Raw genomic sequence first — 21,911 nt, 5'->3', positions numbered from 1 at the left:
ACAGACTCTATAAAGGGCCTGCCATCAATACAGCTTGCACTGTTTCTCCGATAGACTGCGCTAAAGACCAAGATGTTTCTACCTGCCCCAAAGGTTCCATTGGAATTAGAATGCTCACACCCACCCAAGGAGTGCGTTGCTTACGCCACTGTGCCAATTGATCCGCCAAGAACCAGTGTAAAGGTGATGGATTTCCGCCGTCTGGCATAGCGTACCATTGCAAGACAGCGAAGGTTTGCTGTGGTGTGGAGGCGCGAAAGAACTTAGCTTCTACTTTAGTTTCGACATTAGATGTCTTTGCAGGTGGTTTCACAGTAAATTCAGCAGAGCGATATTGGGCTACATCCCACTTTCCCCAGCGTGACCTTCCCCAGCCGTTAACGTCTGTCCACTCTACCTCTGGTTGATCCATAGGCCCATTTTGTGGCAGCAAAAGCAGGATTGCCTGGGATTCGGAACCTTCTTTTTTAATTACCTGCAAAGACCATTTATGTTCGCCAATTTGCTGTTGTGCTTGTTCAATAGTTTGCCAACCAGCAAGGGCTAACCCAGTCTTGCGGATCTGTTTTAACTCGTTGAGGGTAGTAACAGGTGGCGGCTGTTTCCATTGCCAGTGTCCTGTCAAGTATCCGGGAACCCCTCCCATTGCCAACAGCAGTAGTAATAGCAAAAGTGCTGCTACCTGACTCAATTGATTTTCTTTGAAAAACTTGGAGAAGGAAATCATCAGTAAAATTCATAATACTTAGGCAAAATTTTACTTTATAAAATCATACTGTGAGTTCAGTAATATTTAGGACTTGGGCATCAGCAACGAAAAGTTCAGAGACTAAGAGTAGAGAAGAAGCAGGACAGCAGGGGAAGAAGAACTATTGATTATTAACCCATGCCCAATGCCCAATGGTTCTAACTTTCTCCTTTTTGCTCAGTTTCTGGAAATGCAGAGAAATAGCTATTAATCCAATTCAGTAAGGGCACTAATGACACCAGCATACAAGCAGAGTAGAGGTCACCACCCCAACCCTCATGGAGCCATTTAAAAGCCGCTTCTTGACCTGTGCCGTGAAAGAAAGTCAGTAAAGTATTACGAATAATATTGGCAGTAGTACTAACAATCGCAGCAACACATAAAAACGATATAGTTGTGCGGCGTGAAGACAAAGCGTCTGTCCAATAAAGCAGCATCAAGCCTACGTAGATAGTCGTGAACAGCATTTTCAGCCCCGCACAATAAGGGGCAACTTCCACAATCCGTCCTCCCACGTAGAGATTTGTCTCAGAGACAGTTACTTCCATACCAAATTGATTCAGTATGAAGCCTGCGGTGCCAGCGATGAAGCTTTGGAGAGGCAAGGTATAGGGAGCAATGAGATAGGGTACTGCTGTTGGGGTTGCCAAAAATACTAGTAGCAGGGGGAATCCTTGCAATCGCAAACCTGGTATTCCCTTAAACCACAAGCATAATCCTGCAAGGATAACGGGCAAGGAAAGGTTAACCCACTCTGTAACACCGCTAAGATAAAACACTGCCCCTAATAACAAGAAAACAGCGCCTAAAGGATGGATCGTATCTGGTAAACGTGTCCACCTTTTCCGGTTCATCCAGCCCAGATAAGCCGCAAATGGTAAACCAATAATCCCGTGGCTGAAATATTCGTGTTCTGTACTGATATTTTTGTGCAGCCAACCATCTACCCAGTGTAGCAATATAGGAGCATAAAGCAGCAGCAAAACGCCTAAAATAACTAGATTTAATAAGCCTGATGCGTTTATATTTTTAACCTGTTGCCGGAGTGCCATGATTTTAAGTAATTCAAAAACTGTCAGTAGTCGCTGGTTAGATTTTTTGCCATTGAATTAACTTCAAGCTACCACGCCCTCAAGTTCAGCAGGAGATAAGTTATCTGCCTCATAACTCATTGAGACTGCATTAGCGATCGCTGCTACAACTTCTTTGATTTGGCTACTGCTCAAACCAGGATACATCGGTAATGATAATATTTGCTTTGACAACTTCTCTGAAGAAGGAAAATCTCCAGGCTGATAGCCTAAGTTGGTGAATGCTGGCTGGAGATGACAAGGAATTGGATAGTGAATGCCAGTTTGAATTCCTACTGCTGTGAGTTTTTCTTCAAGTTGCTGGCGTTTTATTAGGCAAGAATCATCTACTTTAATCACATAAAGATGATACACATGTCCTTTACCACTTTGATTTTCCATAGGGATAATGCCAGCAGTTGCTAAGGGTGCTAGTTCCTTATCATACTGCTGGGCAATAGTCAGGCGATCGCGATTCCACTGTGGCAAATATGGTAGTTTCTGGTGCAAAATTGCTGCTTGTAAAGTATCCAGGCGGCTATTCGTACCTGGTTCAGTATGAAAATACTTTTGCGATGCACCATAATTTCGCAAGCGCATCATCTTCTGGGCTACATCTAAATCTCGGGTCAGCAGCATTCCTCCATCGCCAAATGCTCCCAAATTTTTGCTGGGATAGAAACTAAAAGCTGCTGCTATTCCTACTGAACCAGCGTGATATCCGTCTCTTTCGGCGAGGTGTGCTTGTGCTGCATCTTCAAAAATTAGTAGTTTGTAGGTATCGGCAAAGTTCAATAGTTCACGTGGTGATACCATCTGACCATAGAGATGCACAGGGATAATTGCTTTGGTATCAGGCGTAATTGCCTTTGCTGCTTCTGTTAAGTCAATTAAAGCTGTTTGGCGATCGCAATCTACCAGAATAGGCTTGGCGCCAGCGCGTAGCACCCCAATCAATGTCGCTACAAAAGTGTTTGCTGGTAAAATCACTTCATCGCCAGCACCAATATTACACGCTTGCAATCCGAGAGCGATCGCATCTGTTCCTGATGCCACACCAACTCCATACTCTGCCCCAGACACTGCTGCAAATGCTGCTTCAAAATCTGAGAGTGCTTGCCCTAAAATAAAATCTCCCCGTTCCAATACAGATTGGATTGCATCTTGCAATTGCGTTTGAATTGGTTCATGTTGTAACTTTAGGTCTAAAAAAGGAACTCTAATAGTCATTTTATTCATTACCAGTTGTCCTTAAAAAGAGATTTATTCGTATCCAAAAAATAGAAAAGCCTGCACAATTTTCAGCGTGAAATTGTAATAGATTCAATCTATCGGATGGAGAGTTATATAAACTATCTAGGATTGTCAGCCATCGATGCTAGCTGTTATAAGTAAAAATGGCTATAAAAATTACATAATTATAATTATTATAAGTAAATTTACGTTGAATATTGCCAAAGGAATTTCCCCTTCTGTAGATAAAGAATGACAGACCTTTGGTATTGTATCCTTAGCATTAGGTTACCCTGACTGAATCCAAATCTAACGCAGTCTGATTGCAAAATCTTAAGCAATAGAGACTGCATTAGTGCTAAACAGAGAACATTCAGCACCAGTAAATAGTAACTAGTAAAGACCGCGTTGCCGACTTAATGGAAGGAGTAAAAAATTTTTGCCGCAAATTTGTTTGTCAGAGGCAAAATTAGGGAATGCTTAAAAATAGCAATTGATAACCTAGAATTAGGACTTGTATCAATTACAGGATTGAGAAAATATTAAGGTAGCAGTGGCAATGGTAGAGCCTGAAAACAAATTATTTGCCCTAAAGGATGGTTGGGATTCTCCTGAAACGAGAGAACAACAACGCCTCAAAGCTTTGTCAGATTTAGGTTTGCGGCAACCAGAAACGATTCCGGTTTTTGAAGAAGCCACACAGACTGCTGCCCACTTTTTGGAAGCACCAATTTCCATATTGGGATTTGTGGATCAAGAACGTCACTGGTTCAAGTCGGCAGTGGGCTTATCTAGGCTGGGACTAATGAATCATTTGGCACAAAGCCGCCAACTGTCACGCCAGGAATCCTTTTGCACTCAGGTAGTAGAAAGTTCTCAAATATTTGAAATTCATGATACACATAAACTTACAGATCCAGTCCTTGCTAGCAGCAAGTTGGTGCAGGATTATGGTATTCGTGCTTATTTAGGAGCGCCATTGATTGATGCTGAGGGACATTGTTTGGGTGCATTGGCGGTGATGGATTTAGTGCCGCGCAATTTTACACCCCGAGACATTGAGTTTTTACAAATCATAGCTCGTTGGAGCATGAGTGAATTTGAACGTAACCGACTCCTGCAAGGGAAAATCGACTCAAGGACTTCCAAGAGCGCTCCGATATTTTCACTCAATGACGAACGTAATGCTGAGATTAAAATTACCCCAGCCACTAAAGATAGTGACTCTATTTCTACCAAGCAACTGAAACTGGAACTTTTGGGTCAGCTAACTCAGGAGTTACGCACGCCCTTAACATCTGTACTCGGTATGGCAAGTGTTTTAGGACGTGAGATTTATGGGCCTTTGACAACTAAGCAGAGAGAATATTTGGAAATTATCCAACACAGTGGTCGGTATTTACTTTCCCTAGTAAACGAAATTACCGAACTAGGAACTATGGATGAAAACTCTACTGTGCTGAATATAGCTCCTGTGGATATCGAAATGCTATGCCAACAAGCTATCAATACCTTAGAAGAAGTGGCTAATCGCCGCGAGCAAGATATTCGCCTTTCTATAGAACCGGGACGCAATCGCATTTTGCCTTTAGATAAAGACAAGGTGCGGCAAATCCTCTATCACCTAGTTTTTAGTGTAATTCAACTTTCGGCTACAGGTAGTGTTGTTCGCATTCATGTCTCTTACAAGGAAGATACGCTCAACATTACTATATGGGTTTCCCATCCTTGGCTTGGGGACGGCATAACTGAAGTTGATCCCTACTTTCGTCTCAATTCTTTGTCGCTGCTAGAACTTACAGGTGAAGTAGCAACTTACACTACTCGTGCAGAAAGCCAGCAGCAGCCCGATACTTCATCAGTAGCAGTAGACAATTCAAAAAACTTGAGTGATTCCCACTCAAAATTCTTTGCTGCTAGTTCAGGTATAAATTTAGCCAAATCACATGGAAGTCTTTCTCGTGAAAGCTTGGGTCTATTGCTAAGTTGTCAACTGGCAGAGTTGCATAGTGGACAAATTCTGATTCAAGGTTCACCAGAATCAGGATATCGTTATGTGCTTTCTTTGCCACTGCAACTGGCGACTCCCTCACAAGTAATTAGCGATGTCTGATCACAATCTATAGGGGACAGGTGACAGGTGATAGTGTATTGGAACTAGGGAGTAGGGATTGGGAAAGAGGTATTTTCATCTATTTGTTGTGTACTAAGTACATGAAGAGCTATCTTAACTTAGTATTGGCTGAAGTGGTTTTGGATTAAATTAGTGGCTGATGGCTAGGAATAAGAGTACTATCACGCAATGTGCAATTTCTGTTATTACCTTTTTATAGCCATAGGCATTATGATCAATTCCAAGTTCTGCGTCGGCAGGCTAATTGATCGCAATGTTTTTTATGAATTTAGTCTGGCAACGATTTACTTTATCATCTTTACCGCTCAAAGAATATCTTGCTACCAGTTACGTACATCGTTCTCTGGTCGGGCTGTTAAGTTCTTGGCGGCAAACAAGCGTCTTACTCCAGTGGGGAGATGCGAAAGCAGCTGCTTTACTCAGCTTAGTATATGCGCTTGCACCTTTTGCTTCAAGTACATTGGTGGGCTTGTTGCTGATGGCATGTGTCGGATTTTGGCTGTTGTTGACTTTATCTGATGAAGTAACACCAGCAAATGTCTCGTCAGTCACTCCCATTCACCTGCTGGTATTCTTTTACTGGGGAATTGCCGCAATCGCAACAGCATTATCACCAGTAAAAAAGGCGGCACTTAACGACTTGGGAACGTTGACCTTATATTTGCTACTATTTGCCCTTTGTGCCAGGGTACTGAGGTCACCTCGCCTCCGGTCTTGGATTATCATCCTTTACCTGCACGTATCGTTAATTGTCAGTATATATGGATTGCAGCAATGGTTTTTTGGAGCCACAGCACTGGCAACTTGGGTTGATCCTGAATCTCCTCTGTCTAAAACTACAAGAGTCTACAGTTATTTAGGCAATCCCAACTTATTGGCTGGATACCTCCTACCAGCAGTAATTTTTAGCTTAGTGGCAATTTTTGCATGGCAAAGCTGGCCCAAAAAAGCCCTAGCATTAACAATGTTGATTGTCAATACTGCCTGCCTGATCCTGACTTTTAGTCGTGGTGGTTGGATTGGACTTGTGGTGGCAGTTTTGGCTGTAATGGCATTGCTAGTTTATTGGAAAAGTGTGGAAATGCCTCGTTTTTGGCGTACTTGGTCACTACCGATTGTCTTGGGAGGTTTGATCGGAGTATTAGTGCTAGCGATGATATTTGTAGAGCCAGTCCGGGTACGGGTGTTCAGTATTTTTGCTGACCGCAAAGATAGCAGTAATAATTTTCGCCGAAATGTGTGGGATGCTGTCTTTCAGATGATTCGGGATCGCCCGATTTTCGGCATTGGCCCCGGTCACAACTCTTTTAATAAAGTTTATCCCCTCTACCAACACCCTCGTTACACCGCTTTGAGTGCCTATTCGATTTTGTTTGAGGTGACTGTAGAAACTGGCTTTGTTGGTTTAGCCTGCTTTCTATGGCTAATAATTGTCACATTTAATACGGCATTTCTACAAGTGCGACGATTGCGACAATTCAGAAGTGGAGAGGGATTTTGGTTAATTGGGGCGATCGCTATTTTGTTGGGTATGCTAGCTCACGGCACCGTAGATACTGTCTGGTATCGTCCTGAAGTCAATACCCTCTGGTGGCTGATTGTTGCCTTAATTGCCAGTTACTGGACACCTTTAGCTCAAAACCAGACAAATTCATCTAACTCAGAACCAGCAGTAAACTAACATCAATAAGTTGTCAGTTGTTGTCTTACTGAACAACTGACAACTTTTAAATTTTGAATTGTCTAATTGTCTAATCTCTGTAGTTAGTGGCACTTGGGGCATTAGGGTCGCGATAAGCAGTCGGTTGAGGATCGCGCTTTTTGCCAGCCAACCCAGCTAGACCAAATAAACCAATCAATCCTAGCCAACCCCAATTAAAATCGTTGCGCTCATTAGTGGTCGTTGTTGGAGCAGTAGTGGCCCCGGAGTCATTAGTTGTCTGAGCTTGTGCAGATAGAGTTAAGGGTAAAATTCCCATACTCAAGCTAAGAACGCCAGCCCCAACAAATGTAATGAAATTACCTTTCATAAATCTGAAAATTCCTGATGCCATCCGAAGTTACTCACCAGTGTATCGAGTCTCAACCTTAACAAAATCAATCTGCGGCTATAAACTAGGCATTTTCATAACTCACGCTGTGGATATACAACATGCTTTGACAGCAATCTATTTCTCACTCTGGTGTGGTAGTTTGGCGACACCGACCCTTAATAGTTTTTCATTGCCCGTTGAATGTCACGTTGGTCTTGGCGTCGTTTCAGATCTTCTCGCTTATCGTGGAGCTTTTTACCTTTGCCAAGGGCTATACTCACTTTTACCCAGCCTCGTTTGAGATACATTTTCAAAGGGATTAAAGTTAAACCCTGCTGCTCTACTTTGCCAATTAGCTTGCGGAGTTCTTGGCGATGCAACAGCAGCTTGCGTGTACGCCGTGGTTCATGATTGAAATATTGTCCACTAGCGTTGTAAGGCGAGATATGCACATTGATCAACCATGCTTCACCATTGCGAAGCAAAGCATAACCATCTTGGAGATTGACTTTACCCGCACGAATCGACTTTACCTCGGTTCCTGTCAACTCAATTCCAACTTCGTAAGTTTCCAGAATTTCATATAAATAACGGGCTTGACGGTTGTCGCTAATAACTTTGTAACCTTCGTTCTTGTCGCTCATTGATAATTTTGTGTGCTTTAAATGTACCTAAAAAATTATTTGGATTGCCTTATGAATTATAGGGTGTATCTTAGAACCGCTATAAATGCTGAACTGTATATCACTAATTTAGCTTTTCTAAGTTCGTAATTAAGACTTTTCTGGCAAATTCTAAGTTACCTGGGGCCAAGAATAAGCGTGCCTAATGGTTTTGAATATCCGAGAAAGAAGTAGCAATAGATACTATTACTGATTGCAACTAGCTGTCCTTGATATTGATTTCCTTAGTTAATTTAGCAATATCATAGCGTAGGCGCAGCCAGCCGTAGGCATCGCTGCTGCAATGTCTTAACGATATGGTGCATGAGACATTCCTTTGCCGCGCTTTTCTGGCTGCTTGGAAAACATATCCTCAAACAACTTCCATTCTCGGTAGCTCAATCCTTTCCTGCGGAAAACTTCGCGAACAAAACCTCCAGCCATCAAGTGATACACTCAACTCCGATGGGAAGTAGATTACCACATTCTAGTATTAATGGGATAGATTCCTCTATTTCCAAGAGAAGGCAGTTCTTGCTGAGGACAGTTCGAGCTTGCAGAAACAAGTATAAATTATCCAATCTTGTAAGGTAGGGATCTTGCCCACCTTTGGCTACGAGCACTCGTGTCGCTCACCCCATAATAAGTAAGTAGTCGTAAAAAATTAATTACACAATGTCATTGCAAGTGTCACGTACTCCTACGATGAAGCAAGCTACGCAAAGCGTCTCGTAGATAAGCAATTAGCTTGCGGTTTAGGATTGCAACTTTATCTAGACGCTCGGCTAGCACTTCATACCCAACGGGTTCTTCAAAGGAGTATGCAATGACTGTAAATATTTTTGTCCAGCTACTTAGTTGAGTATTTTTTTATTTGAAAGTTGTTAACCCTCTTTTATTATTATCATCAAATAAAATTTTAAACCCTATTTTCACATTAGTTGGTCTCTGTGGACTAAGCCTGTATAGCTGCAACTTCCAGTCGCCTCGATTGTTCTTTTTCCAGAGTTATTAAAGAGCAATAAACCAAGATAATTGTCCCAAATGCAACCCCTTTTTACCCAGGTTTAATCGAGTAAACTTACAAAAATACCTCTATGCTCTTTACAATCGCTTATTGAAAAGTTAACATTATTTTAGCCATTTAAAAAGAAGTTTAAGATAAGTTTTCTCCCATCTCTTTACCCTCAAACAGATGCTTGAATTTTTACGTTAAACCATAGACTGCAACTATGGAATCGTCTGTCAAGTTTATCTTAACTAAGGCTGGTTAGGATTAATTTTGAGTGATTCATTCATAAGCTAATTTTATAACTAATCCCAGGTAATTAGCTTTTGTGCAGTCTCCAAAAAACGATATCGTAAATAATATTTTTTAGCATAGGTGTAGCTATACTTAGCGATCGCAGAACTTTTCGGTCTACTAACAATGAAATTCAATGTGTTTTCATATTGCTGTAATTATCTACATACATATATCATCATGAGAAATAAATTAGTTGGTCTTGGCGTTGGATTGACCATGCTACTGACAGGGAACGGTAGTATGGCTGGAGTAATTACTATTTTGTGGCTGTATCTCTAGCATTTATTATTAACATTTTCCGATTAGGATTGATGACATTACTAGTGGCAGACTCAATCATCAAGGATTTGAATACTGGTATGGGGAATCTGGAAGTCAAATATTTTCTACAATTTCAATTTTAACTTTCGGGTTTGTCTGTCATTGGATACTAATAGAAAAGAAACCAACATGATTAAACTTACTCAATGAAAAAAAGAAATGAAATTTTTGGTAAATATCCGAATATCATTGCTAGCTGTAACTTGTATTGATTTTTTTTATTTTAGAAAAGTTAATATTTGATACTAATGCTGCTAGTCATCAAGTTAGCAAGTTTGTATTTCCAGCCAATGTCTTATTAATAGACGGTAAAATCTTAGAAAGTCAATTATTAATTGATAAACTGGTACAAAAATCAAGAAAATATGATGCTGTGATTGCTGGTAGGCGCTATCGATATAGCTATAACAGCATTCCTGTGGATATAGAGATGCGTTATGTGGTAGGTACATCAGGGAACACTGAAGAATTAATAATAAATAATACGACTATAAATTTGCCTCCTGGTATAATTAACTTAATAATAATTTACATTAGAGTGAGCATTTACTCTACTTATTTATGAGTTGTTACAAATTACAAAGCTCTCTGTGCCTCCCAAGCAGAGGGAGTTAAAGGTGAGTTACACTTCTTTAACCTTCCTAAGGATTTAAGATTATCTTCATAAATTAACTCTGAAGGCATTCATTAGCTGGTAATCCTGTCATAGTATGAAACATAAGAACACTATTCTTGCCTGTGTTCACTGATGAAGCGCGTAGAAACAAATTTCTGAGTAAAAAAATGCTAGGGGTGTATTGTTCATGCCCTTGACGATCCTTGTAGTGGATGATGATTTGGGCACTCGTCTGTCTGTTAGCGACTATCTTGAACTGTCTGGCTACTCTGTGATCACGGCTAATGACGGTCAAGAGGCTTTGGTTATGGTGGATGAGTATCATCCTGATTTGATTGTCACGGATATCGTCATGCCACAGATGAATGGCTATGAACTGGTGCGTCGGGTGCGTCAACAACCAGTGTTTCGGTTATTGCCTGTAATTTTATTAACAGCCCGAACTAAGACCCAAGAAAGAATTATGGGTTACCAGTCTGGGTGTGATTTATACTTGCCCAAGCCTTTTGAACTTGAAGAGTTAGCAGCAGCAATCCGCAATCTTTTGGAGCGATCGCAAATCATTCAATCGGAGTACCGCTTTTCTTATAAAGAAAATTTGGGCATTTCCACCTCCACAAAAGCGGTGGACGCCCATAATTCTCTGTCCACTCAAACTCAGAAATCCCACTTGCACTCATCCCTAACCCATAGAGAACAGGAAGTCTTAGAGTTATTGACTCATGGTCTTTCTAATGCCGAAATGGGTCATCAGCTACACCTGAGTCCTCGAACAGTGGAAAAGTACGTTAGCAGTTTATTGAGAAAAACCTCAACCAGCAACCGAGCGGAATTAGTGCGTTTTGCGATTAAGCATGGTCTGGTGGAATAAAAAAAGTGAGAAGTTAAGAGTGAAGAGTGAGGAGTTAACAAGAGAAAAGGTAACTCCTGTAGAGACGCGATTAATCGCGTCTCTACTCCTAACAAACGCAATTAATCGCGTCTGTTAACTCCTAACTTTAGCTTATTGGTTTTTGGCTGGTAACGTATGTGAGTAGACCTTCACAAGCATCGAGCAGTAAATCAATAACCTGATTAAATCCCTGTTTACCACCGTAATAGGGATCTGGAACTTCCTTTAGAGTGTGTCGAGAGCAAAACTCGCACATCAAACGCACTTTATGCTGATATTGCTTAGTTTGATCAAGAGTGAGGATGTTCTCATAATTCTCTTGATCCATCGCTAAAATTAAATCAAAGTCTTGAAAGTCTGACTTTTGAAACTGGCGTGCTCGACCCCGCAGTTTAATTCCCAACTTTGTAGCAGCTGCAGCACTCATGCGTCTGTCAGGTTGGCTACCAATGTGATAACTAGATGTACCAGCAGAGTCACAAAGGATGTGTACGCCTTTGGCATTGGCACAGCGATCGCTCAAGCCAGCCTGCTCAATTAGATTATTCATAATGTTTTCTGCCGATGGCGATCGGCAGATGTTACCTAAGCAGACAAACAGCAACTTGTAAGGCATAAATATTCCGCTTCACAGAGTCCATAGCCCAAAGTCAGACAATTTTGGATCATGGAAAAGCCTATTTTGGATTGACCCCGACCACTTTGGGTAGGGGCTTGAAGATTTTAAATTTTGGATTTGTTCCGTCCAAGAATGGACAGGGCATGAACCAAAATAATTTTTAACACTTCGGCTACTTCGACTACGCTCAGTACAAGTGCGCTCAGTGTTAAAGCCGAGCGGAGTCGAGGCTTTAATTCTTCAATCCAAAATCCAAAATCTAAAATCTAAAATTGGCACAGTCAATAATCCAGAGCAATTGATTTTTTGACTCCTGACTTTTGAAGATCAGCTGCTTCTCCTGTTCAAAGACGCTCTTGCTAGCAAGCTTAAAGAGTAAGAGTACAGTTGGGCATCACCCGCCCACCGCACTGGCTACTCTTGACTAAAATCCAGGTAACTCCAACCCACTGGTTAATTCTTCCATACGTTCCCGCATTGTTGCAGTGGACTTGTTGTAGGCTTCTTTCATTGCCACTGTCACAAGATCGGAAAGTACTTCTGCGCCTTCGGTTAAAGCATCTGGAGAAATTTCCACCCGCTTAGGTTCTTGGTTACCACTGACAATCACCTTCACCAGACCACCGCCAGATTCTCCTTGAATCTCCATTTGCTCCAATTCTTCTTGGAGTCGCTTTGCGCCTTCTTGAACTTGCTGCGCTTTCTTAAAAGCTTCTGCCAGTTCCTTCATTTTTCCTAAGCCAAAGCCAAATCCCTGTCCTTTTCCTGTCATAATTATTTGTACGCGTGCGCGTTGAATAACAAATCAAATTCAATTATAGATGCGGTAAGTAATTTGCCTCTTTTTTTACCAATAATTAATGCATTCTGGAATTGGACACTTGTACTGAGCGGCGTCATAAAGCCTGCGGCATAGCTTCGCTTAAAGCGCAGCCTAAGAAGAGAAGTATTGGGTATTGGTTACACCCTATCTCCCTCATCTCCCCAGTTGCCAATCCCCAATGCCCCATTTCTGAGATTGAAAGTTTCAACAAGCACCTTGAAACTCTCCGAGCATTTTGACTTCTGGCTCTAACCGAATAGACCAACGTTCTTGTACCTGATGTTGGATGTGGCGAATGAGACAGAAGATGTCACTAGCTTTTGCCCCACCACGGTTAACGATAAAATTAGCATGAAGTAGTGCTACTTGTGCGCCACCAATTTGGTAGCCTTTCAGCCCAGTTTGTTCAATTAACCAGCCAGCACTGTAAGGTTTGGGATTGCGGAACACACTACCACAACTGGGGAAGTTGTATGGTTGGGTGCTCAACCGATGCTTTTTGTGTTGTTTGGTGATTGCCACAACTTTTGCTGGGTCGGCACCTGGTGCGAGTTGTAAGGTGACTTGGGTGACTATGCGTTGGCAACGTCTCTCTGTTCGCGCAGTATCTTTGCCAGGAGAAGGAGACTCGCCAGCTTGCAATAATGAAGTCCGGTAGCTGTAACCTAACTGTTCTGGAGTAATAGTTTCCAGCGTCCCATCGGGTGAAAGTACCTGGGCACTAACTAACATATCTGCGATACAGCTATTATGTGCCCCTGCATTCATCACCACGGCACCTCCAGCTGTTCCAGGGATACCAACAGCCCACTCCAATCCTTGCCACCCTAATTCTGCTGCCGCCCATGCCAAGCTAGGAATTGATTCTCCAGCAGCAACAGTTAATTGACCTGTATCTGGGTCAAAGTTGCTGAAGCGGAGATGACGAGTAGCAATGACTAAGCCTGATATACCGCGATCGCTCACTAGCAAGTTAGAACCGGCTCCCAGTGTTGTCACCTTTAAATCACGTTCTTTTGCGTATTTAAGACTTGCTTGCAGTGCTTCTAAGTTTCGGGGGGCAACGTACCAATCAGCGGCTCCCCCAACTCTATAGGAAGTAAACGCTGACAAAGAAGCCTGGGGCTTAATCACACAATCAGTACCGGGTAAGTAAATTACTTCGCTCTCCACCGAATTAGTTGTTTGGTGTTTCTTTGTATTCAAAGCAGAAACTGTGCAGACGTTTCCAGCTGCCTGGGAAATTGTCATCTTTACTTTGTATTGGTAAAATTTTTACATTTATTTACCGCAAAGATACGGTAATAGAGTTAAACTATGGAACCGTTGCTAGAGGGGCGCTTTGCTCAGAAATAAAACTTCGCAAAGTCTCCACTTAGGATGTGGCTTTAGCAGGTTCGCAAAGTGTCGTAATTACCTCAGGAATCACTTGATTCAAGTTCCCAGCCCCCAAAAACAGTGCCAAGTCGCCTGGGCGTAGTGTTTGCAGCAAAAACTCACATACTGAGGGTAAAGTTGGTTGATAAACGACTTGCGAATGCTGTTTAGCAATTTCCGCCGCTAGATGTTCACTATTAATTTGCCCTAAATTGGGTTCGCCTGCACTGTAAATATCAGTCAGCACAACCAAATCAGCATGAGTAAAAGACTCAGCAAACTCTTCTAAAAAGGTGAGTGTCCGGCTATAGCGATGGGGTTGGAAGATGGCAACCACTCTTTGCCCTGGTCTTGCCTGTAAACGTGCTGCAGCGAGAGTAGCGCGAATCTCGCTGGGGTGATGAGCATAGTCATCGATGAAGGTAATACCATCAACTTCACCTCGGAACTCAAAGCGGCGTCTTGCTCCTTCAAAGGTGGCGATACCTTTGGCAATTTCTCCAAATTCTAAGCCCAAGGCGCGACCAACAGCCACTGCTGCTAAGGCATTGCTGAGATTGTGCCGACTTAGCAACCGCAACTTCAACACACCCAAAGCTTTGCCTCGTTCCCAAACTAGAGCCGTGGTACCATCAGCACGATAATCAATATTAGTAACGGTGTAGTCAGCGTCGGTATCTGAGTATAAGCTGTAGCTGATTGTAGGTTGTAAGCGATCGCGCACTGTAGCACAGTCAATGCTACCTATTAAAGTTTTACAACCCTCAGCAAATGTCTGGAAGATGTCAATGACTTCTTCTAATGTATCGTAATGGTCAGGATGATCGAGTTCAATATTGGTGATGATGCCAATTTCTGGAGCGTGTTTTACCAAAGAACCATCAGATTCATCTGCTTCGGCCACCAAATATTGGCTTTGTCCCAATCGAGCATTACCTTCCCAAGCATTGACTTCGCCACCCACTAAAATCGTGGGATCTAGACCTGCTTCCAGAAGCATATAGCCAATCATGCTACTGGTTGTAGTTTTGCCGTGTGTTCCTGCTACTGCAATACTGTAGTAATCGGAAATTAAAGCGGCTAGTACATCTGAACGATGTAAAATTGGACAACCTAATTCCAGCGCTGCTTTGTATTCTAAATTATTCGTGTTAATTGCTGTTGAACAAATGACTTGAGGTAGTTTTGACTTAGTAGCAGTAGGTAATTGTTCTTGTGAATTTAATACTACTGCATTAGCCAATACCTGAGGGCGAAAGAATTCAAGATTGCTTGCCTCTTGTCTACCAAAAATATGAGCACCAATAGATTCCAATTTGTGCGTAATGTGGTTTGGACGAAGATCCGAACCCGATACTGGAAATTGACGCTTGGTGAGAACGTATGCCAGAGCAGACATACCTATGCCGCCGATGCCAATAAAATGAAATGGTCTACCACTAAAATCTACAGAATTACTCATTTATTGCTCCTCTTACACCACACCACACCATAATCACAAATGACACGCGTATCATAACAGGAATTTGATTTTTACCGTAACTGCTCCTATATCATGTTTATGTTTAATGCCTAGATGTTCTTTCCGCTCTAGTTTTCCTTGTTCAGAATGATTTTACCTTGCTTGGAGGTTTTTGCTATTTCTGCACTGTTCTTAGAATATTCTGAAAATTTTGGCCGCATCGGGAAAGAAATTCTTGTAATGTCAAATACATATTTTTGGCTACCTTACTGGAATTGGCTACATAATACATTGTTTAGTGAAACTGATTTTAAATTGCATCAAGTCTAGGCGTGAATTGACTACAATAGTACATTGGTAATGAAACTATTTTTCAATTGCATAAAACCCAGGCATAACTGGATGCAGCAATTAGCAATTTTTGGTGGCACATTTGATCCAATTCATTGGGGACACCTGCTCATAGCCCAGACAGCTTTGCATCAAGTATCCGTTGAAAAGGTAATTTGGGTGCCATCTTTAAATCCTCCTCACAAAGAAGCAGCTTTGTTTGAGCATCGTGTGGAAATGCTGAAATTAGCCATAAAAGATAACCCAGCATTTACTGTCTCACTAGTGGAGGCAAATCACTCTGGGACTTCCTATGCCATTAACACCCTGATCGACTTATCTGCTTCTTACCCAAATACTCACTGGTACTGGATTGTGGGCTTGGATACTTTCCAAACCTTACCCCATTGGTATCGTGGACACGAACTAGCACAAATGTGTGATTGGTTAATCGCACCCCGACTGCTAGGTGGTGAGACTATAACTCAAAGCAAATTAATCTGCAAGCAAGTGGAGCAACAATTCAGGGAGCAGTCACACACCATTCACTGGCAACTCTTAAATACACCTTTAGTAGGAGTTTCGTCAAGTCTAATTCGCAAATTTTGCCGCCAAGGCCAGTCAATTCGTTATTTAGTCCCGGAATCGGTCAGATCATATATCACTAACAACAATCTCTACTCGAACAAATCTGAATAAATTATGTGTTTTTTTATTGATCTAACAGTTTATGGTTATAAGTGCTCCCCCCCTTTGCGATATGATTGGGGTCAACGATATCAACATATAAGCATAAATACAGAGGGCAAGACACTGTGATTAGAGTTGCAATCAACGGTTTCGGGCGGATTGGACGTAACTTTGCGCGTTGTTGGGTGGGTAGAGAGAATAGTAAAATCGACCTTGTGGCTATTAATGACACGTCAGACCCTAGAACCAATGCTCATCTGCTGAAGTATGACTCAATGCTAGGGAAGATCAAGGGTGCTGAGATTAGTGCCGATGATAACTCTATCATCGTTAACGGTAAGACCATTAAGTGCGTATCTGATCGCAACCCAGAAAAGTTGCCCTGGAAAGATTGGGGAATTGACCTAATTATCGAAGCAACGGGGGTGTTTACTAGCAAAGAAGGAGCGCTCAAGCATGTGAATGCTGGAGCCAAGAAAGTTCTGATTACCGCTCCTGGTAAAAACGAGGATGGCACTTTTGTGATTGGTGTGAATCATCACGACTATGACCACAACAAACACCACATTATCAGTAATGCTAGCTGTACTACCAACTGCTTGGCACCGATCGCCAAGGTGTTGAATGATAAGTTCGGGATCATCAAAGGTACGATGACCACCACCCACAGCTATACAGGTGACCAGCGCTTGCTAGACGCTTCTCACCGGGATTTGCGACGGGCGAGGGCAGCAGCGATCAATATTGTACCCACCTCCACTGGTGCAGCAAAAGCAGTGGCACTGGTTATCCCAGAGCTTAAAGGCAAGCTAAATGGTGTTGCTTTGCGCGTACCAACCCCGAACGTCTCAATGGTAGATTTCGTAGTTCAGGTTGAGAAGCGTACTATTACTGAAGAAGTTAACCAAGCTCTCAAAGATGCTGCCGAAGGTTCACTCAAAGGCATTTTAGACTATAGCATACTAGAACTGGTATCGTCTGATTATCAAGGTAGTGATGCTTCTTCGATTGTTGATGCCAACTTGACTTTTGTCTTGGGTAATGACCTAGTGAAAGTTATGGCCTGGTATGACAACGAGTGGGGTTACAGCCAACGAGTCTTGGATTTGGCAGAATTGGTAGCCGAGAAGTGGGTTTAATTAAAAAGTTAAGGAGTGAGGAGTGAAGAGTTAGGAATAAGGAGTAAAGAGTGGGAAATTAACACTCATAACTTCTAACTTCTAACTCCTAACTTCTAATTTTTGAAGTGTTGAAATCCCTGACTAAGATTCAGAATTTGTCCAGGAAATTTTTTTTGTTCATCGTGCAAAAGTACTGTTGAGCCCGATGTAATGCTGCCCACGATCGCAGCAGCTTCACCAAGATGTTGTACGAAGGCTGATGCTAACTCTTGTGGCAAGCACAGCACTAATTCAAAGTCTTCGCCACCGTATAAAGCATATTCTAGCGCTTGGTCTTGTGGCAACCAATACTTAAAAGCTTTTGGTACAGGAATTTGTCTGCGTTCTAAGACAGCACCAACGCCACTGGCGCGGCAAATTTGGATAATAGCATCTGCCAAACCATCGCTGCTATCCATACCAGCGACAGGAATTTTGGATTTTGGATTTTGGACTTCGGCAACTCTTAGAGACGCTGTGCGTAGCTTGCTTCTCCGTAGGAGTACGCTCAGTCGAACGATTTTGGATTGGGAATCTAAGATTTTCCAGAGTACTGGTAAGACATCTAATCGTGGTTGTGGGCGCTGGTGTGCGCGGATAAAAGCTGTGCATTCTGCATCTTTGAGGTTTTGTCCCAATTCGGGATGTAAGAGTAGTTTTAAGCCAGCGTGGGAGGCTCCATGAACGCCTGTAACAACGATCGCATCTCCGACAACAGCAGCAGAACGGCGGATAATTCGATTAGGCTGAACTTGGCCAAAAGCGGTAATTGCCAGAGTCGTCACAGGCGATCGCACAATATCACCCCCGACAATTGGGGTATTGTACTGTTGGAGGCATTCTGTCATTCCCTGATATAGTCGCTCAACCCAACTCACCTTAACTTCACCAGGGAGTCCCAATCCGACAGTGATTCCCAATGGGGAAGCACCCATTGCCGCTAAATCTGATAAATTGGCAGCAGCAGATCGCCAACCAGCATCTTCTGGGGAAGTGGTGACGTTGCTAAAATGTACACCATCAATCAATACATCTGTTGTCACCACCAAAGATTGCTCTGGTGCAGTCACAAGCACTGCTGCATCATCGCCAATAATTTCTGGAGGACAGAAGCGCTGCAATCTTTCTAAAAGACCTTGTTCTCCAATATCTTTTACTTGTAGAGAAGATAACTCACTGTTCACAACCAGTTTTCCGTGTTGCAAAATTACTAATAAAACTATGGATTTTACGAAGAAACAGTTTTTACCGCTACTGAGCAAATTGAATCACGGACTTTTCTAGAATTAGCAATTGCAGTTGATCAGGTATTCACTGCTGGGAATGTGAGTCAGGGGAGTTAGAAGGTAGAAGTTAGAAGTTAAGAGTTAGTAATTATTCTCCGTCATCTTCCTCTGCTCCCCCTGCTCTCTTTTTATGCTGCTTGCGGCTCAACTAGATTTTCTATTCCCTGAACCACAGTTGCCGATTCAATTTTGTCACCCGCCTTCAGTTTATCCAAAACTTCTTTGCCTTCGCTGAGATAGCCAAAAACGGCATAACGACCATCCAATAGGTTTCGTCCGGCGGGGGTGAGTTCTGGTTCAAACAGGAAGAAGAAAAATTGCGAAGAACCTCCATTCACTTCACTTTCGGGACGAGCCATCACCACTGCACCAAAGGCAGAGAAAGGCAGAACTGGCATATCAACGTAACGACCAGCTTCTTCGAGAGTAATGCCATAGGTCGGTGCTTTATCGCCCTGAACTAAGATTTCTAAGGGAATAGCGCGATATTTACCTGTGTTTGGATCAATGAAACCCACCTCTTTTCCAGCAGGATCTCCAGTTTGCAGAAAGTAAGATTCTTCAGAACGGGTAAACTCTAAGCCATTATAAAAACCCCTCTGTATCAAATCTACAAAATTACCAGCAGTGACAGGGGCGCTGTAACCGTCTACTACGAGGGTCAAATCGCCTTTGTTAGTTTTGAATTCTACAGTGGCACGACCTTTAAGTTGTGGCAGATTACTGTACTGGGCAGGCACTTCAAAGGGGAATTGTTTCACCATTGACTCTTCTATCTGAGTGACGAGATTCAGCAGTTTAGTTCTCTCTTGCAGAATTTGTTCTTTATCTTTGCTGTTCGCCAATTCTTCCAGTTTACCCACCCCCGATTTCAACTCGGTAATCCAAGCTTCAGCTTGGGGTTGGCGTTCTTCAAGAACGCTTGTTAAGATTTGAGAGGGTTTATCGAGAATGCGGGATGCTTGGCTGATGTCTTTGGAAATAGCACCCCACCGCCGATTCGCTCGCAGTTGGGCAGAGATGTCCTCTAAACTGGCTTGTAATTGCCGTACAGGTTTGTTATCTATCGGGAGTGCATACCGCAACAGAGCCTTGCCGTCGGTAATTGCGTTGCCGGCTGGCAGCGCGGCGCTACTAGAGGGAGTCCACCCAGATGTAGTTATGCCTAAAAATATTGTTACCAGCAATATTGCCATTAGGCTGTTCTTCAGCCAGGATTTTAATAAGTTAAGCATGGGATAACTCAAATGCAGCATTAAATTGTTGACTGGACGTAACCCATCAATAATCTTCCCACGTTAGGTGCTGAGTGGAGCAGAGGGGTAGATGGGTGGAGGACTAATGAATAAATGACAACAACTAATGACAAATGCCCAATGACAACCCTAGAAGGGTACAATAAATGCCGATTGTCTTCCAAAATTTGAAAGTTTCATGATCTCCAGTAACGACTTTCGACCCGGTGTTTCAATTGTATTAGATGGGTCTGTATGGCGAGTGATCGAATTCCTCCACGTTAAGCCAGGCAAAGGTTCCGCCTTTGTAAGAACCAAACTGAGAAATGTCCAAAGTGGGAGCGTGATTGAAAAAACGTTCCGAGCAGGGGAAACGCTGCCGCAAGCCACCCTAGAAAAAAGCACGATGCAGCATACCTATAAAGAGGGCGATGAGTTCGTCTTTATGGATATGGAAACCTACGAAGAAGGCAGATTGACCCGTGCACAAATTGGCGATCGCGTCAAATACCTCAAGGAAGGTATGGAAGCCGAAGTGATCCGGTGGGGCGAACAGGTACTGGGAGTAGAATTGCCTAAGTCTGTGGTTCTGGAAATAGTACAAACAGATCCAGGTTTAAAAGGTGATACTGCCACAGGTGGCTCAAAACCAGCAACTCTGGAAACTGGTGCAGTTGTGATGGTTCCTTTGTTTATTTCCCAAGGAGAACGCATCCGAGTTGATACTCAGGAAGATAAATATATCAGCAGGGAATAACTTTCATCTCTACGGAGATGCTTGCTCCCGATTTAAATCCCTACATAGGGATTAAATCCCTGCCACACTTAAGATGCTAATTTACGGATAGGTCGAGGTAATAAAAACTGTGCCATTGGACTTTAATGAAATCCGCCAACTACTGGCAACTATCGCACAAACAGATATTGCAGAAGTTACGCTCAAAAGCGATGACTTTGAATTAACAGTCCGTAAGGCTGTGAGCATCAGCAATCAGGTGTTGTCGGCAGGTCAAACGACCTTAGGCGGTGTGGTAGGTTCGAGCTTGACATCGGGTTCATCTTTGGGAAACCAGGTGGCCCCAAGTCAGGTAACGGATGTGTCCACAGGTCGCGTGTTTGAGAATACTGGGACTGGCACACAATTGCAGTTGTCAGTAAATCCTCCCTCAAGTATTGACCAGAGATTAGTAGAGGTGCCTTCCCCAATGGTGGGAACGTTTTATCGATCTCCTGCGCCGGGTGAAGTGGCATTTGTGGAAGTGGGCGATCGCGTCCGCAAGGGTCAAACAGTCTGTATCATTGAAGCCATGAAGCTGATGAATGAAATCGAAGCCGAAGTCTCCGGACAGGTGATGGAAATTCTCCTCCAAAATGGTGACGCCGTAGAATATGGTCAACCTTTGATGAGAATTAACCCTGATTAAGTATTAATGTATATATGAAATGAGTCATCGTTAAAACTTTCAGTCCTTGCGGGTTAATCCTGATGAAACAAACGTTGCCTTTACCACCAGAAGTGGTGCAACAAGTAGCTGAATACTTCAGCCTGTTAAGTGAGCCGATGCGCCTGCGGCTACTCCACTTACTACGGGATGAAGAAAAATGCGTGCAAGAGTTGGTAGAGGCAACACAGACTTCTCAGGCGAATGTGTCAAAACACCTGAAGGTAATGTGGCAAGCAGGTATCCTTAGCCGCCGCAGTGAAGGAACTTGCGCCTATTATCGGGTGGAAGATCAAATGATTTTTGATTTGTGTAATCGGGTTTGCGATCGCCTCGCCACAAGGTTAGAACAGCAAGCCCGTAACTTTCGTGTGTTAAATGGTAATCGGTAAGCTTAATAAAAGTTATGAGTTATGAGTTATGAGTTAAAACTTCTCACTCCTGCACAGACGCGATTAATCGCGTCTCTACT

General features: G+C 42.8%; 21 protein-coding genes. 9 read left to right on the top strand and 12 right to left on the bottom strand.

The genetic code is table 11. From position 1 onward, the window contains the following. Positions 1 to 7 precede the first annotated feature (7 nt). The 3 genes from V7K48_RS13935 to V7K48_RS13925 form a co-directional block, all read right to left on the bottom strand. Complete coding sequence (locus V7K48_RS13935; protein WP_335073330.1) at positions 8 to 727, bottom strand: cyanoexosortase B system-associated protein; 720 nt, start codon at positions 725 to 727, stop codon at positions 8 to 10. A 179-nt stretch (positions 728 to 906) separates the two neighbouring features. Further along, complete coding sequence (gene crtB / locus V7K48_RS13930; protein ID WP_335073328.1) at positions 907 to 1,800, bottom strand: cyanoexosortase B; 894 nt, start codon at positions 1,798 to 1,800, stop codon at positions 907 to 909. A gap of 63 nt (positions 1,801 to 1,863) precedes the next feature. Next, positions 1,864 to 3,057 carry a DegT/DnrJ/EryC1/StrS family aminotransferase gene (locus tag V7K48_RS13925; RefSeq protein WP_335073326.1) on the bottom strand — a complete coding sequence of 398 codons (1,194 nt, stop codon included), beginning with the start codon at positions 3,055 to 3,057 and terminating at the stop codon, positions 1,864 to 1,866. A 553-nt stretch (positions 3,058 to 3,610) separates the two neighbouring features. On the opposite strand from V7K48_RS13925, the gene V7K48_RS13920 reads away from it, so the two are divergent. Both V7K48_RS13920 and V7K48_RS13915 read left to right on the top strand, forming a co-directional pair. Continuing rightward, positions 3,611 to 5,164, top strand: a complete 1,554-nt coding sequence (locus V7K48_RS13920; protein WP_335073324.1) for a GAF domain-containing sensor histidine kinase — start codon at positions 3,611 to 3,613, stop codon at positions 5,162 to 5,164. Between the two features lie 283 nt (positions 5,165 to 5,447). Further along, complete coding sequence (locus tag V7K48_RS13915; protein ID WP_335073322.1) at positions 5,448 to 6,866, top strand: IctB family putative bicarbonate transporter; 1,419 nt, start codon at positions 5,448 to 5,450, stop codon at positions 6,864 to 6,866. A gap of 70 nt (positions 6,867 to 6,936) precedes the next feature. On the opposite strand, the gene V7K48_RS13910 is transcribed toward V7K48_RS13915, so the two are convergent. From V7K48_RS13910 to V7K48_RS13900, 3 genes are all read right to left on the bottom strand, one after another. After that, positions 6,937 to 7,215 carry a WGxxGxxG family protein gene (locus V7K48_RS13910; RefSeq protein ID WP_335073320.1) on the bottom strand — a complete coding sequence of 93 codons (279 nt, stop codon included), beginning with the start codon at positions 7,213 to 7,215 and terminating at the stop codon, positions 6,937 to 6,939. A gap of 179 nt (positions 7,216 to 7,394) precedes the next feature. Beyond that, a complete protein-coding gene (gene smpB / locus V7K48_RS13905) occupies positions 7,395 to 7,862 on the bottom strand; it encodes an SsrA-binding protein SmpB (protein ID WP_334976830.1) in 468 nt (155 codons plus the stop codon). 327 nt (positions 7,863 to 8,189) lie between these two features. Then, the gene (locus V7K48_RS13900; protein ID WP_335073319.1) at positions 8,190 to 8,324 is read right to left on the bottom strand and encodes a hypothetical protein; all 135 of its coding nucleotides are present in this window, start codon (positions 8,322 to 8,324) and stop codon (positions 8,190 to 8,192) included. Between the two features lie 1,391 nt (positions 8,325 to 9,715). Between V7K48_RS13900 and V7K48_RS13895 the strand changes: the two genes are divergently transcribed. Both V7K48_RS13895 and V7K48_RS13890 read left to right on the top strand, forming a co-directional pair. Continuing rightward, entirely contained in the window at positions 9,716 to 10,072 is a 357-nt protein-coding gene (locus V7K48_RS13895; protein WP_335073317.1) for a hypothetical protein, read from the top strand. 238 nt (positions 10,073 to 10,310) lie between these two features. Beyond that, positions 10,311 to 10,994, top strand: a complete 684-nt coding sequence (locus V7K48_RS13890; RefSeq protein ID WP_335073315.1) for a response regulator transcription factor — start codon at positions 10,311 to 10,313, stop codon at positions 10,992 to 10,994. A gap of 127 nt (positions 10,995 to 11,121) precedes the next feature. On the opposite strand, the gene V7K48_RS13885 is transcribed toward V7K48_RS13890, so the two are convergent. The 4 genes from V7K48_RS13885 to murC form a co-directional block, all read right to left on the bottom strand. Further along, a complete protein-coding gene (locus V7K48_RS13885) occupies positions 11,122 to 11,631 on the bottom strand; it encodes a low molecular weight protein-tyrosine-phosphatase (RefSeq protein ID WP_335073313.1) in 510 nt (169 codons plus the stop codon). Positions 11,632 to 12,058: 427 nt separating this feature from the next. Next, positions 12,059 to 12,406: a YbaB/EbfC family nucleoid-associated protein gene (locus V7K48_RS13880; protein WP_094349894.1), complete on the bottom strand. Its 348-nt coding sequence runs from the start codon at positions 12,404 to 12,406 to the stop codon at positions 12,059 to 12,061. Positions 12,407 to 12,661: 255 nt separating this feature from the next. Beyond that, a complete protein-coding gene (gene murB / locus V7K48_RS13875) occupies positions 12,662 to 13,708 on the bottom strand; it encodes a UDP-N-acetylmuramate dehydrogenase (RefSeq protein WP_335073311.1) in 1,047 nt (348 codons plus the stop codon). 124 nt (positions 13,709 to 13,832) lie between these two features. Further along, complete coding sequence (gene murC, locus V7K48_RS13870; protein ID WP_335073309.1) at positions 13,833 to 15,296, bottom strand: UDP-N-acetylmuramate--L-alanine ligase; 1,464 nt, start codon at positions 15,294 to 15,296, stop codon at positions 13,833 to 13,835. Between the two features lie 402 nt (positions 15,297 to 15,698). Here murC and nadD point away from each other — a divergent pair, with 402 nt between their 5' ends. Next, positions 15,699 to 16,325, top strand: a complete 627-nt coding sequence (gene nadD / locus V7K48_RS13865) for a nicotinate (nicotinamide) nucleotide adenylyltransferase (RefSeq protein ID WP_335073307.1) — start codon at positions 15,699 to 15,701, stop codon at positions 16,323 to 16,325. Between the two features lie 116 nt (positions 16,326 to 16,441). Then, positions 16,442 to 17,455, top strand: coding sequence for a type I glyceraldehyde-3-phosphate dehydrogenase (locus tag V7K48_RS13860; RefSeq protein ID WP_335073305.1), 1,014 nt, complete (start codon positions 16,442 to 16,444; stop codon positions 17,453 to 17,455). Positions 17,456 to 17,550: 95 nt separating this feature from the next. Here the strand turns inward: V7K48_RS13860 and thiL are convergent, their stop codons facing one another. Then, a complete protein-coding gene (gene thiL, locus V7K48_RS13855) occupies positions 17,551 to 18,660 on the bottom strand; it encodes a thiamine-phosphate kinase (protein ID WP_335073303.1) in 1,110 nt (369 codons plus the stop codon). 230 nt (positions 18,661 to 18,890) lie between these two features. Then, on the bottom strand, positions 18,891 to 19,997 hold the full coding sequence (locus tag V7K48_RS13850; RefSeq protein ID WP_335073301.1) for a peptidylprolyl isomerase: 1,107 nt from the start codon (positions 19,995 to 19,997) through the stop codon (positions 18,891 to 18,893). Positions 19,998 to 20,196: 199 nt separating this feature from the next. Between V7K48_RS13850 and efp the strand changes: the two genes are divergently transcribed. The 3 genes from efp to V7K48_RS13835 all read left to right on the top strand — a co-directional run bounded on the left by efp (position 20,197) and on the right by V7K48_RS13835 (position 21,831). Then, a complete protein-coding gene (efp, locus tag V7K48_RS13845) occupies positions 20,197 to 20,754 on the top strand; it encodes an elongation factor P (protein ID WP_334976818.1) in 558 nt (185 codons plus the stop codon). Between the two features lie 109 nt (positions 20,755 to 20,863). Continuing rightward, positions 20,864 to 21,421 (top strand): acetyl-CoA carboxylase biotin carboxyl carrier protein, encoded by a 558-nt coding sequence (gene accB, locus V7K48_RS13840; RefSeq protein WP_335073299.1) that lies wholly within the window; start codon positions 20,864 to 20,866, stop codon positions 21,419 to 21,421. 62 nt (positions 21,422 to 21,483) lie between these two features. Next, on the top strand, positions 21,484 to 21,831 hold the full coding sequence (locus V7K48_RS13835; protein WP_273768314.1) for an ArsR/SmtB family transcription factor: 348 nt from the start codon (positions 21,484 to 21,486) through the stop codon (positions 21,829 to 21,831). Positions 21,832 to 21,911 lie beyond the last annotated feature (80 nt).

The organism is Nostoc sp., from assembly GCF_036919615.1.
Classification (GTDB): Bacteria; Cyanobacteriota; Cyanobacteriia; order Cyanobacteriales; family Nostocaceae; genus Nostoc.
The sequence above is the reverse complement of the archived record's forward strand: the minus strand, read 5'-3'. Positions and strand labels throughout refer to the sequence as shown.

Bases quoted from the DNA above. Each gene is read 5' to 3' on its own strand.
- V7K48_RS13935 (WP_335073330.1), bottom strand. From the start codon at position 727: ATGATTTCCTTCTCCAAGTTTTTCAAAGAAAATCAATTGAGTCAGGTA.
- crtB (WP_335073328.1), bottom strand. From the start codon at position 1,800: ATGGCACTCCGGCAACAGGTTAAAAATATAAACGCATCAGGCTTATTA.
- V7K48_RS13925 (WP_335073326.1), bottom strand. From the start codon at position 3,057: ATGAATAAAATGACTATTAGAGTTCCTTTTTTAGACCTAAAGTTACAA.
- V7K48_RS13920 (WP_335073324.1), top strand. From the start codon at position 3,611: ATGGTAGAGCCTGAAAACAAATTATTTGCCCTAAAGGATGGTTGGGAT.
- V7K48_RS13915 (WP_335073322.1), top strand. From the start codon at position 5,448: ATGAATTTAGTCTGGCAACGATTTACTTTATCATCTTTACCGCTCAAA.
- V7K48_RS13910 (WP_335073320.1), bottom strand. From the start codon at position 7,215: ATGAAAGGTAATTTCATTACATTTGTTGGGGCTGGCGTTCTTAGCTTG.
- smpB (WP_334976830.1), bottom strand. From the start codon at position 7,862: ATGAGCGACAAGAACGAAGGTTACAAAGTTATTAGCGACAACCGTCAA.
- V7K48_RS13900 (WP_335073319.1), bottom strand. From the start codon at position 8,324: ATGGCTGGAGGTTTTGTTCGCGAAGTTTTCCGCAGGAAAGGATTGAGC.
- V7K48_RS13890 (WP_335073315.1), top strand. From the start codon at position 10,311: ATGCCCTTGACGATCCTTGTAGTGGATGATGATTTGGGCACTCGTCTG.
- V7K48_RS13885 (WP_335073313.1), bottom strand. From the start codon at position 11,631: ATGCCTTACAAGTTGCTGTTTGTCTGCTTAGGTAACATCTGCCGATCG.
- V7K48_RS13880 (WP_094349894.1), bottom strand. From the start codon at position 12,406: ATGACAGGAAAAGGACAGGGATTTGGCTTTGGCTTAGGAAAAATGAAG.
- murB (WP_335073311.1), bottom strand. From the start codon at position 13,708: ATGACAATTTCCCAGGCAGCTGGAAACGTCTGCACAGTTTCTGCTTTG.
- murC (WP_335073309.1), bottom strand. From the start codon at position 15,296: ATGAGTAATTCTGTAGATTTTAGTGGTAGACCATTTCATTTTATTGGC.
- nadD (WP_335073307.1), top strand. From the start codon at position 15,699: ATGCAGCAATTAGCAATTTTTGGTGGCACATTTGATCCAATTCATTGG.
- V7K48_RS13850 (WP_335073301.1), bottom strand. From the start codon at position 19,997: ATGCTTAACTTATTAAAATCCTGGCTGAAGAACAGCCTAATGGCAATA.
- efp (WP_334976818.1), top strand. From the start codon at position 20,197: ATGATCTCCAGTAACGACTTTCGACCCGGTGTTTCAATTGTATTAGAT.
- V7K48_RS13835 (WP_273768314.1), top strand. From the start codon at position 21,484: ATGAAACAAACGTTGCCTTTACCACCAGAAGTGGTGCAACAAGTAGCT.